We start from the raw sequence: 13,130 nt of genomic DNA, 5'->3' as shown, positions 1-13,130 counted from the left end.
GTACGGGAGACCATGACACAACACGTGGTGGTCGGTGCCGGCCCGGTCGGACTCGCGGTGATGGAACAGCTCAGGGAGCGCGGGGCGGACGTGGTCGCGGTGACGCGCCACGAACCAGAGTTCCTCCCCGAGGGCGTCGAGAGCCGCCTCGCCGACGTGCTCTACCCTGACCGCGCCGTCGCCGCCTTCGCGGACGCCGATGTCATCTATCACTGTGCCAAACCGCCGTACGACGACTGGCCCGAACTGTTTCCCGACCTCACCCGCGGCATCGTCGCGGGAGCCGAAGCCGCCGGCGCGCGCCTCGTCGTCGCCGAGGACCTCTACATGTACGGCCCGGTGCAGGTCCGCCTCACCGAGGACCTCCCCTATGCCGCCACCGGCCCGAAGGGCCAGACCAGAGCCGAGTGCGCCGACATCGTCCTCGACGCCCACGAGGCGGGCCGCATCGAGGCCACCATCGGCCGCGCCAGCGACTTCTTCGGCCCGCGCGTCCGCGAGTCGGCCGTCGGCGAGCAGGTGTTCGGCGCCGCCGTCGCCGGCAAGCGCGCGAAGGTGTTCGGCGACCCGCGACTCGCCCACACCTACACCTACGTCCCCGACTTCGCGCGGGCGCTCGTCCTCCTCGGCGAACGCGACGAGGCCCTCGGCGAGGTCTGGCACGTCCCGAACCCCGAGACGGTCTCGACGCGCCGCTTTGTCGACCTCGTCTACGAGGCCGCCGACGTCGACCCGGGCTTTCCGCACATCATCGCTGCGCCGGGGCTCGCGCTGACCCTCGGCGGCTACCTGAGCGCGCCGCTGAAGGGACTCTCGGAGATGCGCTACGCCTTCGAGGAACCGTACGTCGTCCGCGACACGAAGTTCCGCGAGACGTTCGGCGACGCCGTCGAACCGACCCCCCTTCGAGACGCCATCGCCGAGACGGTCGCGTGGTACGAAACGCAACGGGAAGAAGCCGAGGCCGAAGCCGAGCCGATTCACAGAGATGCAAGGAGGAAGCCCACGGCTTCAGCCGTGGGAGGAATCCGACAAGGCTCGAAATAAACCACGAGCGATAGCAATCCGACTCCCCCATGCCAATCATATGATTTATAAAGAACTCACCTAATATGTGAATTCACGATGGAGGTGATTCGCACCGTCAAAGTCAAACTCGACGTACCCAACGAGCGATGCGACGACCTCCATCAGACCAAAACTCAGTTCCTTCACTGTGCGAACACCACCGCAGAGTGGGCGTGGAGATACCCGAACGACTACTGTGTGACCTCGAAACAGAACGCCGAGAACGCCCTCTACGAACGACTTCGCAACGAGACGGAGTTGACTGCAAATCTCGTACAGAAAGGGATTCGACGCGCTATCGAGGCCACAAAAAGCGGTGTCGCCCGACTCAAGAAAGGTGACAACACCAGTCAACCGCACTTTGATGCGTGGAGCGTCGTCTACGACAAACGCTCTGCGACATTCCACCGCGACCACGTTTCGCTCTCGACAGTAAACGGCCGCGTTGAGTGCGACTACGTGATTCCCAGCGAAATTGAGGGAACGCCGATTGGCGAGTATCTGCTGAACGAGGACTACGAGTTCCGGATGTCAACGTTGCAGTACGACCGCTCTACGTCGGAGTTCTATCTCCACGCACGGATGCGCCGAACCACAGACGAGCAAGAGCAGTCCACGACTTCTTCTGAAGACGCCAAGCACAGAACAGTCCTTGGCGTTGACCTGAACGTGGACGGTTCGCTCGCCGTGACTTCCACAGGCGCATTCATCGGGAATGCAGACGAGATGAATCATCGACGCCGAGAGTTCGAGAAGACTCGCGGCTCGATGCAACAGACGGGAACGCGGTCGGCACACTTGTCGATTCAGTCGATGAACGACCGCGAACACCGCTGGATGCAGGACGAACTACATCGAGCGTCGAACCAGATTTTCGAAGAAGCTCACGACCACGGCTGTACGCACATCGCGTTCGAGAATCTGACCGATATTCGCAAACGGATGGCTGGTGCGAAGCGATTCCACGCATGGGCGTTCCGACGCCTCTCCCAGTACGTTGAGTACAAGGCGGAGATGTTCGGGATCAAGGTTGAGCAGGTGAGCCCTGCGTACACGAGTCAACGGTGTTCGTCGTGCGGGTTTACGCACGAATCGAATCGGCGGACGAAGCATCAGTTCGTGTGTCAGAAGTGCGAGTACGAACTGAACGCGGACTACAACGCGAGTAAGAACATCGCTCGGAAACTACTCAAGAGACTCCACTCGGGGCAGACGTCTTCGAGTGGAGGCGCACCCTGTCAGTGTGCGCTTGCGTCAGGGACGCTGAACCTGAATGGCGATTTCCACGCCTCCGTCGACTCGACGGCAGAAGGGGAGTCCACTGACAAGCCCACGACTTCAGTCGTGGGTTACTGACATCGAGACGGTCCCGGAGGGCGCGACCGAGTCGGCCTGAGCCGTCCCGTCCCCGGTTCCGTGCTGCGTGTTCTCCGTCTTACTTCGTCTCTTGTAACTCGTCTTCTCGCAGCGCCTCGTTCAGGTCGTCGCGGACGCGCTCGCCCGTCTCGCGGTTCATCGCCGTCGTGACGATGCGGTTTTCTTGGACGCTCGACCCGTCTCGCAGGAGGAGTCTGACGTTGCCGTTGTCGTCGGCGCGGGTGACCTTCGCTCGGAGGCCCGTCCGCGACCCGGTGCCGCCGGCGTCGATGGGTCCGGGAATGACCTTCTTGACGTGCGGGTGGCCGGCGACGACGCCGATTGCCCGGCGACCCCGTCGCCCCCCGATGAGCGTGCTGTGGCTCCCGCCCAACTTCTCCGCAGGCGGAATATCGACGACCTCCAGCGTCCGCTCGCCGCGGGTGTCGAGGACGCGCTGGACGGGGTCGTCGTCGGAGACGCGATAGAACTCGTGGTGGAGTTGGGCGCGCGTCTCGCGGAGCGGGGCGCGCTCGCCCGCGGCGTACACGGTCTCGGGTCGCTTGCGCCGAATCTCGTCGGCGACGAGGCCGGCGAAGTTGCGGAGTTGGACGACCTTCGTCTCGTCGTCCGACTCGGGAATCGTCGTGACCGTCGTCTCGCCGAGCACGTCCTCCTCGTCGAGGAACGTCAGCGTCGCGCGGTCGGCCTCGAAGACGGCCACGACGGCGTCGCAGTTGGCGGTGTTGCAGGTGAGACAGTAGTCTCCCGGCTTCTCTAACGGATTTCCACACCGCCGACAGTGCATATCGACGTGTCGGTCGTGCGCGTACAAAAGGCCGTTTATGCGGCTCGGAGCGGACGCGCCGCGACTCCCGGCGCACGACTCGCTTGGCGAAACATATTCGTCCCCGTGTCCGAGAGTCCACTTCGTATGCGCCGCCGCGCCCTTCTCGCGTCGCTGTCGCCGCTCGCGCTCGCCGGCCTCGTCGGACTGGTCGCGCTCGCGCTCGACCCCGAGACGACCGTCCGCCTCGCCACGCAACTGGGCCAGTCGGCGCTCGATACGGGTCGCGCCGTCGCCTCGTACCTCCGCCGGGCCGCGCCCCTCTCGACGGCGCTGTTCGCCGCCCTCGCGTGGGTCGCCGCCGGGAGCTTCCGCGCCTTCGTCGCCCACCGCAACCCCTCGGACACGCGGACGACCGCCGAACTCGCGTTCGCGCTCGTCACCTCCGCGACCGTCCCGCTCGTCGTCGTCTTCGCCCGCGACAGACCCCTCGTCGTCGCCGGCGTGGGCGTCGCGCTCCTCGCCGCCGCCGGAGCCGTCTTCGCCGGCCGTTCGAACGCCGAGGGCGTCGTCACCGGGTCGCTGTCCGCGATGGCACCGGTCGCCCTCGGCGGCGTCGTCGCGTGGCTCGTCGCCGGTCCCTCGGTCGCCCGGACCGCGACGCTGGCGCTCCCGCTGGCCGTCGGCTACGCGCTCGGCGTCGCCAGCGCCCGCGGTCGGTTCCGCCTCGGCGCGGTGGTCTCGGCGCTCGCGTTCGCCGTCCCCGCGTGGGCGTACTTCCCACCGGCCGCTGAGGCCGCCGGCTTCCAGTTGGGAACCGTCGGCCTCGCGCTCGGGTTCGCAGTCGCCGCGACGCTCTTTTCGCTTCCCTTCGCGGCTATCGGCTACGCGACCACGCGCACCGTGGACGCGAAGCGCCGAGTGGATACGACATCCGCCGCGAGCGCCGCAAAACAGTGAGTTTGCGTCTCGGTTCGGTTTTCAGAGGTCGAGCGGACCGGCCTTCAGGTACTCGCGCATCACGGCCGTCGCGTACGAGCCGTGGGGGAGCGCGAAGTCGAAGACGAGGTCGTCGCCAGCCCCGTCAGCGCCGTCGGCGTCGCCGCTCTCGCGGTCCACGTCGAGGTCGGTGCGGACGAGAATCGCCCGGCGCGTTCCGGTCGACTGGAAGTTGCCGGGGAGGTCGAAGTCGCCCGGTTCGAGGTCGAGGTCGTCGAGGACGGCGCGCTCGATGTCGCCCTGTTCGCCCTCGGCGAGTTCGGTGTCGGTGCCGACGAGCGGGGCCGTGACGAACGCGCGACCGCGTTCGATGTGTCGGCCCATGACCTCCACTCTGCGGCCCGTGGCGGTCTGGAGCCGGCTCACGTCGGGGAGTTCCAACCCCTCGGGCGCGTCGCGGTCGGCGAAGCAGACCACGTCGCCCTCGACGGGTTCGTCGAACGGGAGGCCGCGGTCGAGGCGCTCCGAGAGCATCCGGTTGAACGCGTAGGATTGGGCGGCGTTGACGAACAGGCGCTGGATGTTCGACGGGACCGATTCGAGCGCGTTGCGCCAGTCCTCGTCGGTCTCAGCGCCGTCTTCGGCGAGGCGGTGGAGCATGCCGCGCTCGTAGCCGAGGTAGCCCGGAATCCGGTCGAGCGCGCGGTGCCAGTCGGGGTCGGCCGACGCGGCTTCCTCGTCGACGACGGCGCGGCCCTCCTGTGTCTCCTCGGGTTCGTCCTCGGTCGGCCCGCCGCAGTACGCCAACACGGCCTCGCGCCACTCGCCGCGGACGACGTGCAGGCCGACTTTGTGGGTGATGGGGCGGATGCTGCCGAACCGCTGGTGGCCAAAGAAGTTCGGGACGCCCACGCGGCCCTCGCGGCCGCCGAACTCGGCGAGTGCGTCGGTGACGGCCGCGGCGTTGTCGGGGTTCTCGGGGTCGCGGACGCGGATGCGGAAGCCGTTGCCCGCGAGGTCGCCGAAGTTCAGCGTGCGGCCGAGGCGGCCGACGACCTCGATGTCGGCGTTCGGAATCTCGGGCACGTCGTCGGCGTCGCCGCCGTTGACGGTGAACAGTTGGGTGGTTACGGCGTGTTTGTCCTTCGTGCCGGCCCACGAGACGCGCTCTCTGCTCGCGTCGAGTTCGTCCGAGAGCCGGCCCGCGAAGTCGTTGGTGTCCCAGCTGCGGAGGGTGACGCGGAGGACGAGGTTCGGGAAGTCGCCGGTCGGGGCGTCCGGCGGGCGGACGTTCAGCGAGTCGAGTTCGAGTTCGCGCACGCGGAAGTCCTCGGGGGCGACGCGAAGGCGGCCGCCGACGCCGTCGGCGTCGCTCACGTAGCTGTCGATGCCGACCGCGCGCTCCAGCGGGTGTGCCTCGCGCATCAGTACAGCGAGAGGTCGCCGGTCACGCGGTCGATTTCGTCGTCCTCGGCGGGGCCGACGGCGAGCGCCGTCACCGTGCCGGGGTCGAGTTGCGTGTGTCCCGCGTCGCGGATGATGGCGTGGGGGATGCCCGCCCGCTCGGCCTTGTCGGCGAGTTTGAACAGTTCCGACTCGCCGTTGGCCTTGAGGACGACCTTCTTCTGTCCGCCGCCCTTCCAGCGCTTCCGGGTCTGCGAGTCGGTGTCCTCGTAGGCGGACAGCGAGGCGTGGGCGACCTGCGCGGCGAGCTTTCCCCGGCCCATGCCGAGGTCGGCGCGTGCGACGATGGCCTGTTTCATGCCCGCTACTCCCCGCCGACGCGGTAAATGTCCTCCCATCGCGGGCGTCGCGTGCGGGCAGAAGACATTTCACCGACATCTCCGTGGTTCGACCGATGGCAGGTCCCCGAACGCCCCTCCTCAAGCCGCGCGAGTACTTCGCGTCGCGGCCGCGACCGCTCGACACCGGGCGGGCGCTCGCCGTCGTCGCGCTCGTGACGCTCGTCGTCGCGGCCGCCACCGGCGGCATCCTCGTCACGTTCACCCAACAGCTCGACCAGCAGGTCAGTGTCGATAACCCCGAACACGCCCCCGACTGGATGTGCGAAAACTACGAAGAGGGCGGCCCGTTCGCCGACATGGACGCGCCGGCGGGCTGTGATCCCTCGGTCCCTGAACAGATCGACAAACGCCTCGGCGACCTCGTCTGGCAGGAAATCTCGTGGGTTCCGTGGGCGATGCTCGTCGGCGTGCCGCTGTTCTGGCTCTTCGAGGGAGCGATGCTCCATCTCGGCACGTCGCTCGTCGGCGGCGAGGGCGGCTTCGCGGAGTCCCTGACGGTCGCCGCGTGGGGGATGGTCCCGAGCGCGGCCCGCGCCGTCGCGCTCGCCGGCTACCTCGCCTACGTCCTCCCGCGAATCGACCTCCCGTCGACGCCCGAGGCCGCGGTCACCGCGATGCAGTCCGCGCTGTCCGGCTTCGGCCTCATCACCGGGGTCGTCGTGGTTATCACGGTCGCGTGGGCGACGTACGTCCGGACCTACGGGATGGCCCGCGCCCGCGACCTTGACGTCGAATCGGCCGCGGTCGTCACCGTCGGCCTGAGCCTCGTCGGTCTCCTGTTCGAACTCCTCTGAGCCGCGACGTGTGGGTGCGTCGCTCCGTTGAGTCGGGGGCGCTGTCGCCCCGCCTCGGTGGGGTGGTGTCTCCCGTCGAAAGGTGGATTTACTTGTCCGCGACGCGCTCCCTTCGAGTATGATACTTTCCGACTCGGACATCCTCGCTCGCCTCGCCGAGGGTGACCTCGTGGTCGACCCGATAGACGACGTGGACATGCAGGTCCAGCCCGCGAGCGTCGACCTCCGTCTCGGCACCGAATTCTTAGAGTTCCAGCGCACGAACATCTCCTGTATCCACCCGAACCGAGAGCACGAAGTCTCCGAGTACGTCCGCGAGACGCACGTCCCGGAGGGCGACGACTTCATCCTCCACCCCGGCGACTTCGTCCTCGGCACGACCAAAGAGCGCGTGGAGATTCCGGACGACCTGCTGGCGACCGTCGAGGGCCGGTCCTCGCTCGGCCGCCTCGCGGTCGTCATCCACGCCACCGCGGGCATCGTCGACCCCGGCTACGAGGGGCAAATCACGCTTGAACTGTCGAATCTCGGTACTGCGCCGGTCGCGCTCACTCCCGGCATGCGCATCTCACAGCTCGTGTTCACGGAGATGAAATCGCCCGCTGACCGCCCCTACGGGGTCGAACGCGGCTCGAAGTATCAGGGCCAGCGCGGGCCGCAGGCGTCGCGGCTCAGCTCCGACCCCGAGTTCGGTGGTGACGAATGAAATTCATCGAAGAAATCGTCGTGGACGCGTTCCTCCCGACGTTCCGCGCGCTCCTCGCGGAGGACCTCCGCGACCGTGGGTTCACCCAGTCGGAGGTCGCCGAGGCGCTCGGCATCAGCCAGAGTGCCGTCTCGAAGTACGCCCACGGCGAGGTCACCACGAACGAGCGGGTCGCCACCGACCCTCGCGTCGTCGACCTCGTCTCCCGCGTCGGCGACGGCCTCGCAACCGGCGATATGACGCCCGTGCAGGCGCTCGTCGAGACCGAAGTCCTCATCCGCCAACTCGAAGAGGGCGACCTGCTGTCCGACCTCCACGAAGAGGAGATGCCCGCACTCGCCTCCCACGACGGCTTCCGGAGCATCCACGACCCCGAGGGTCGCCTCCGAACCGTCGAGCAGGTCCGCTCGTCGGTCCGCCGCGGCCTCCGCATGCTCACGAACACCTCCGGCTTCGCGGGGCTCATCCCGAACGTCGGCTCCAACCTCGTTGAGTCGCTGCCGGACGCCGACAGCGTGGACGACATCGCCGCAATCCCCGGCCGTATCTTCGACGTGAAGGGGCAGGCGACCGTCCCCGGCGAACCCGAGTTCGGCGTCAGCGGCCACGTCGCGGGCGTCCTGCTTTCGGCCCGCGCCGCCGGTGCCGACGTGAACGCCGCGCTCAACATCGTCTACGACGCGGGCGTCATCGAGGACCTCGAAGCCGCGGGCTACGAGTGCATCGAGTTCGACCCGGACGCGCCGACCGACCCGGTCCGCGAACTCCTCACCGCCCGCGACCTGCCGGAGACGTTCGTCGTCTACCAGAGCGGCGGTTACGGCATCGAGCCAATCACGTACATCCTCGGTCCCGACGCGCCCGCCGTCGCCGACGTGGTCCGCGTCCTGCTCTGAGGTTCTCCACCCATGACAGCCGAACAGTCCAACTCTCGCTCTCGTTCTCGTTCTCACTCGCCGTCGTCGGTCGCCCAGTCGTTCTACACCCGCTGGGCGACGCTGTACGACGCGCTCGCCCGCCGCGCGCCCGGCGTCGGGAGCGTCAGAACCGAAGCCGCCGACGCGCTCGCGCTCGCCCCGGGCGAGACGGTCGTCGAGATGGGGTGCGGAACGGGCGCGAACCTCCCGTACCTCGCGGAGCGCGTCGGTCCCGAGGGAACCGTCGTCGGCGTCGATTTCTCACCCGGCGTCCTCGACGTGGCTCGCGAGCGGACCCGTGAGTACCCGAACGTCCACCTCGTCCGCGCCGACGCGACCCGGCCGCCGGTCGCGCCCGAACTCGAAGAATCGCCGGACGCCGTCCTCGCCACCTTCGTCTCGGGGATGTTCGACGACCCCGCGGCCGTGGTCTCGTCGTGGGCCGACCTCGTCGGCCCCGGCGGGCGACTCTGTCTCGTGGACCTCGCGGAGACGACCGACCGGCGCTGGCGACCGCTCAACCCGGTGTTTCGGGCGCTCGTCCGTGTCACCGCGCCGCCGGGGTCGCGCACGATGCGCGCGTCACCGACCCGGATGCTGAACCGGCGACTCGTCGCGGCCCACCGGGCGCTCGAATCGCGGTGTCGAGTGACCCACGAGACGACCCACGCCCTCGGCTTCGCGCGGGTTCGTGCGGGCGTCGTGGAGTAACGGCCGTCGCCGCGTGACTCGATTAGCCGACAGAAACGATATGTCGAACCCGTGTCAACCGACGGTATGGCCTCGTTCCTCGCGGCGCTTCTCGGCGCGCCCTTCAACGCGTTTCACCTCTTGTTCTTGGGGCTCGTCGGCTACTGGGTGTCTCTCGACGCCGCAGAGCGGGGGAGTAACGCGAGTCCCCTGTGGGCGCTCGGCTGTGTCGTCTTCCAGCCGCTCGTCGCCGGGTATCTGCTCTACCGGAGCCGAATCGGCGGGCGGCCCGAACCGGCGGGCCTTCAGGAGCGACTGGTCGGAACCTTCGTCATCAGTCACTTCGTCGCGGCACAGCTCTGGTTCGCGCTGCGACTCCTCGACGTACTCGCGTCAGTGACGTACCCGCCGGTCGTCGAGTTGCAGTACTATCTCACGTTGCTCGCCGTCGGTGTCCTCCCCGGTTCCCTGCTCGTGTGGAACCGCGGATGGGCGCGAATCCGGCGAGCGCTCGGCTGGGTTCACGAGCAGGAACGTGGGGGAGTCCAGTAACGGAAAACGGGTCGGGAGCGACCCAGAACAAGTGTCAGAGGCGTCGGGGGAACCGACAATCGGACCGCCGGGAAGCGGTCAGTCGTCGGCCGGAGCGGGCCCGGAGATGCTCACTTCGGGCGCGTCGCGGCCGAGTTCGTCGAGACAGGACTGCGCCGCCTGCCGACCGGACAGCAGCATGGCACCGAACGTCGGCCCCATGCGCGGCAGGTGGTGGGCGGTGGCGACAGCCATGCCGGAGGCGACGACGCCGGGGTGGACGACGCCCGTCGCGTCGACGATGCTGTCTTCGCTCTCGGAGACCCACATGGAGTCGTGGCCGGGCGAGTCGTGGCCGGGCGCGCCGTACTCGCCGTCGGCGGTTTTGTCCATGCCCGTGTTGTGTTCCTTGGCGTGTTCGATGCCGTTCACGTCGAGGACGCCGCGCTCGGAGAGCTTCGAGAGGACGACCGCGTCGTGGCCCGTCGCGTCGAGGACGAGGTCAGACTCGACCGCGATGGGGTCGACGCAGGTGAGTTCGCGCGGGAGCGCGTGGACCGGCGTCCAGTTCATGACGATGCCGCCGACGCGGTCGTCCTCGCGGAGGACGACGTCGGTGAACTCCGTCATGTTCTGGATTTTCGCGCCGGCGTCGCAGGCGGCCTTGATGAGCGCGGAACAGGCGTGCGGGCCGTCGGCGACGTACAGCCCCTCGGCCTCGTCGCTTTCCTCGTAGGGGACGCCGAGTTCGTCGAGGACGCGCTGGGCCGGGTCACGGACGGTTACCTTGTTCATGAGGAAGCCGCCGAGCCAGAAGCCTCCGCCGAGGTAGTTGTTCTTCTCCACGATGGTCACGTCGACGCCGCGCTCGGCGAGTTCCTTGGCCGCGACGAGACCGGAGGGTCCGCCGCCGACGACGATGACCTCTGTATCGGTGCGCTCGCGGAACTCTTCCATCCACGAGTCGGAAATCGCGCGTGTGACCTGTGCTTCCGTCGCGTCGGTGAATCCGTCAAACGACATATCACCTAGTGATACCACCTAGTAGTAAAACCTGTTGGTCGGCGGACTTTCCCGTCTGTCAGCCACCACCGGCCCGGCTCGCGGGCCGGTTACACCGATGTCGCCTCCCTACTTTTGGTGTTCACGTCCTAACGGACGGACATGCGAGCACTCCAGGTCGTGGTAGCATGAACATGCTCTACGAAGGCGAGTGGCGAACCGACAAGTTCGTCGCCAACAACGAGGACGGCGAGTTCGAACGCCAGACGACCAACTTCCGCAACTGGGTCGGCGAGGACGAGCGGTTCCCGGTCGAGGCCGGGCGGTACCACCTCTACATCTGCCGGGCGTGTCCGTGGGCACACCGCACCGCGATGACGCGCGCGCTGAAGGGCCTCGAAGACGCGATTTCGCTGTCGCTCGTCGAACCAGTCCGAATCGACGACGGTTGGGAGTTCTCCGAGGACCTCCCGGACCCGCTGTACGGCGAGGAGTTCCTCCGCGACGTCTACCTCCGCGCCGACGACGAGTTCACCGGGCGCGTCACCGTCCCCGTGCTGTGGGACAAAGAGCGCGAGACCATCGTCAACAACGAGTCCCGCGAGATAATGCGGATGCTCGACGAGGCGTTCGACCCCATCGCCGACAACGACGTGGACCTCAACCCCGACGGCTACGAGGAGGAGGTCGACCGCCTCATCGACGAGATTTACGAGCCGGTCAACAACGGTGTCTACCGCGCCGGATTCGCGACGACCCAAGAAGCCTACGAGGAGGCCGTCGAGGAACTGTTCGACGCGCTGGACCACTGGGACGAGGTCCTCGACGACCAGCGGTTCCTCGCCGGCGACGTGCTCACCGAGGCGGATATCGCGATGTTCGCGACGCTGATTCGCTTCGACCACGTCTACCACACGCACTTCAAGTGCAACAAGAAGGCTATCCACGAGTACGACAACCTCTGGAACTACACGAAGGAGTTCTACCAACTCCCCGGCATCGAGAAGACGGTCAACATGGACCACATCGTCCGGCACTACTTCGTCAGTCACGGCGACATCAATCCCAAGCGCATCTACGGCGTCGGCCCCGACCTCGACTTCGAGGCGGAACACGACCGCGACCGCCTCCCGGCGGACCTCCCCGCGGCACTGACGGCCGACGACTGAGCCGACTCCGCTCTCCTCGCGTTTCCGTCCCCGTTCCCCTCTCCGTTCCCGTCTCCGTTCTCGCCGCCTCCCTCGACACCCTATTCCCGCTCGAAACGCTATCATTTCTCATGGCAAGCCGCGCGACTCGCGCGCTCCGGCGGTTCGAACCGCCGCCGCGGGCGGTCGACTGGTCCATCTTCGCGCTCGTCGTCTTCGAGACGCTCTCGGGCGTGCTGAGCCTCGGAGCCGGCCATCCGGCCAACGGCCTCCTGTTCGTCGCCCACGGCGTCGCCGGCCTCTCGCTCGTCGTTCTCGTCGGCTTCAAACTCTATCGGGTCCGCCGCCGCGTCCTCGACTCGCGGCTCCGCGACCGCCACACCGCGCTCTCGGTCCTCCTCGCGGTCGTCGCGCTCGCGGCTCTCGGCACCGGCGTCGCGTGGGTGCTCGGCGTCGAGGTCCGAATCGCCTTCTGGACGCTTCTCAACGTCCACATCGGCTTCGGCCTGCTCGTGCTGCCGATTCTTCTCGTCCACCTCCGGGCGCGCTTTCGCCCGCCCCGCACGGTCGACTTCGCGGAGCGACGCCGGGCGCTCCAGTACGGCGCGATACTCGTCTTCGGCGCGGCGACCTACCGGGCGACCGAGACGGTCGGGGCGCTCCGCGGCGTCAGCCGACGATTCACTGGGTCGCGGCCGCTCCCACCCGGCGAGGGCAACGACGCCTTTCCGGTGACGAGTTGGGTCGCCGACGACCCCGACCCCGTCGACCCCGACTCGTGGTCGCTTTCGGTCACGGGTCTGGTAGACCGTCCGCTCGAGCTCGACCGGGCCGACCTCGCGCCCGACGAGACGCGGTCGGTCCTCTTGGACTGCACGAGCGGGTGGTACATCGAGCAGAACTGGACCGGCGTCAGACTCGGCGACGCGCTCGATACCGCCGGTGTTCACTCGTCGGCACGGTGGGTGACGGTCCGGTCGGTGACGGGGTTTCGGTGGTCGTTTCCTATCGCGGAGGCCCGCGAGATGCTCCTTGCGACCCACGTCGGCGGCGAACCGCTTTCCCACGGCCACGGCGCGCCGCTCCGACTGGTCGCGCCGAACCGCCGCGGCTTCCAGTGGGTCAAATGGGTTGATTCGGTCGAGGTTCGCCGGCGACGCGACCCGGCGCAGTGGCTCGCGGTGCTGGTGAGCGGGTTCGGATAGCTGCGCTCACCAGGGGAGAATCCACAGCACGTCGACGAGGCGGTCCAGAATCGTCTTTTCTCTCTCGTGGTTATCGTCCGCCGTGTCGTCGGTCGACGCGTCCTGTACGTCCGGTGTCCGGACTTCGTCGGGCGCGCTCGAATCGGAAGAGGGCATACTGGTCGCCATGCCTGTCAACGTGG

15 protein-coding genes are annotated in these 13,130 nt (G+C 67.6%); 10 read left to right on the top strand and 5 right to left on the bottom strand.

All coding sequences use genetic code 11. The features are described from left to right. Positions 1-12 precede the first annotated feature (12 nt). The gene (locus C5B90_RS04375) at positions 13-1,047 is read left to right on the top strand and encodes an NAD-dependent epimerase/dehydratase family protein (RefSeq protein WP_233511884.1); all 1,035 of its coding nucleotides are present in this window, start codon (positions 13-15) and stop codon (positions 1,045-1,047) included. Positions 1,048-1,125: 78 nt separating this feature from the next. Then, positions 1,126-2,424 (top strand): RNA-guided endonuclease TnpB family protein, encoded by a 1,299-nt coding sequence (locus C5B90_RS04370; protein ID WP_115879394.1) that lies wholly within the window; start codon positions 1,126-1,128, stop codon positions 2,422-2,424. A 79-nt stretch (positions 2,425-2,503) separates the two neighbouring features. On the opposite strand, the gene C5B90_RS04365 is transcribed toward C5B90_RS04370, so the two are convergent. Continuing rightward, complete coding sequence (locus tag C5B90_RS04365; RefSeq protein WP_115879392.1) at positions 2,504-3,232, bottom strand: DUF2103 domain-containing protein; 729 nt, start codon at positions 3,230-3,232, stop codon at positions 2,504-2,506. A gap of 126 nt (positions 3,233-3,358) precedes the next feature. On the opposite strand from C5B90_RS04365, the gene C5B90_RS04360 reads away from it, so the two are divergent. Beyond that, positions 3,359-4,171, top strand: a complete 813-nt coding sequence (locus C5B90_RS04360; protein WP_115879390.1) for a hypothetical protein — start codon at positions 3,359-3,361, stop codon at positions 4,169-4,171. A 21-nt stretch (positions 4,172-4,192) separates the two neighbouring features. Here the strand turns inward: C5B90_RS04360 and truD are convergent, their stop codons facing one another. Together truD and pth2 are read right to left on the bottom strand one after the other, a co-directional pair. Beyond that, the gene (gene truD / locus C5B90_RS04355; RefSeq protein ID WP_115879388.1) at positions 4,193-5,575 is read right to left on the bottom strand and encodes a tRNA pseudouridine(13) synthase TruD; all 1,383 of its coding nucleotides are present in this window, start codon (positions 5,573-5,575) and stop codon (positions 4,193-4,195) included. Continuing rightward, positions 5,575-5,913: a peptidyl-tRNA hydrolase Pth2 gene (pth2, locus tag C5B90_RS04350; RefSeq protein WP_115879386.1), complete on the bottom strand. Its 339-nt coding sequence runs from the start codon at positions 5,911-5,913 to the stop codon at positions 5,575-5,577. The genes truD and pth2 overlap by 1 nt, the downstream gene beginning before the upstream one ends. A 95-nt stretch (positions 5,914-6,008) precedes the next feature. Between pth2 and C5B90_RS04345 the strand changes: the two genes are divergently transcribed. From C5B90_RS04345 to C5B90_RS04325, 5 genes are all read left to right on the top strand, one after another. Further along, positions 6,009-6,749, top strand: coding sequence for a Yip1 family protein (locus C5B90_RS04345; RefSeq protein ID WP_115879384.1), 741 nt, complete (start codon positions 6,009-6,011; stop codon positions 6,747-6,749). Between the two features lie 118 nt (positions 6,750-6,867). Then, positions 6,868-7,455, top strand: a complete 588-nt coding sequence (dcd, locus tag C5B90_RS04340) for a dCTP deaminase (RefSeq protein ID WP_115879382.1) — start codon at positions 6,868-6,870, stop codon at positions 7,453-7,455. Next, positions 7,452-8,351, top strand: a complete 900-nt coding sequence (locus tag C5B90_RS04335) for a thiamine-phosphate synthase family protein (RefSeq protein WP_115879380.1) — start codon at positions 7,452-7,454, stop codon at positions 8,349-8,351. The genes dcd and C5B90_RS04335 overlap by 4 nt, the downstream gene beginning before the upstream one ends. A 12-nt stretch (positions 8,352-8,363) precedes the next feature. Continuing rightward, positions 8,364-9,083, top strand: a complete 720-nt coding sequence (locus C5B90_RS04330) for a class I SAM-dependent methyltransferase (protein ID WP_115879378.1) — start codon at positions 8,364-8,366, stop codon at positions 9,081-9,083. Positions 9,084-9,149: 66 nt separating this feature from the next. After that, positions 9,150-9,614, top strand: coding sequence for a hypothetical protein (locus C5B90_RS04325; RefSeq protein ID WP_115879376.1), 465 nt, complete (start codon positions 9,150-9,152; stop codon positions 9,612-9,614). Positions 9,615-9,692: 78 nt separating this feature from the next. Here the strand turns inward: C5B90_RS04325 and C5B90_RS04320 are convergent, their stop codons facing one another. After that, positions 9,693-10,616 (bottom strand): sulfide-dependent adenosine diphosphate thiazole synthase, encoded by a 924-nt coding sequence (locus C5B90_RS04320; RefSeq protein WP_004065032.1) that lies wholly within the window; start codon positions 10,614-10,616, stop codon positions 9,693-9,695. A 167-nt stretch (positions 10,617-10,783) separates the two neighbouring features. Here C5B90_RS04320 and C5B90_RS04315 point away from each other — a divergent pair, with 167 nt between their 5' ends. After that, positions 10,784-11,764, top strand: a complete 981-nt coding sequence (locus C5B90_RS04315) for a glutathione S-transferase family protein (RefSeq protein WP_115879374.1) — start codon at positions 10,784-10,786, stop codon at positions 11,762-11,764. Positions 11,765-11,874: 110 nt separating this feature from the next. Further along, positions 11,875-12,948, top strand: a complete 1,074-nt coding sequence (locus C5B90_RS04310; protein WP_115879372.1) for a molybdopterin-dependent oxidoreductase — start codon at positions 11,875-11,877, stop codon at positions 12,946-12,948. Between the two features lie 6 nt (positions 12,949-12,954). Here the strand turns inward: C5B90_RS04310 and C5B90_RS20740 are convergent, their stop codons facing one another. After that, positions 12,955-13,104, bottom strand: coding sequence for a hypothetical protein (locus tag C5B90_RS20740; RefSeq protein WP_199517435.1), 150 nt, complete (start codon positions 13,102-13,104; stop codon positions 12,955-12,957). Positions 13,105-13,130 lie beyond the last annotated feature (26 nt).

The sequence above is a fragment of the Haloferax sp. Atlit-12N genome (genome assembly GCF_003383095.1).
In the GTDB taxonomy this organism is placed as follows: domain Archaea; phylum Halobacteriota; class Halobacteria; order Halobacteriales; family Haloferacaceae; genus Haloferax.
The sequence above is the reverse complement of the archived record's forward strand: the minus strand, read 5'-3'. Positions and strand labels throughout refer to the sequence as shown.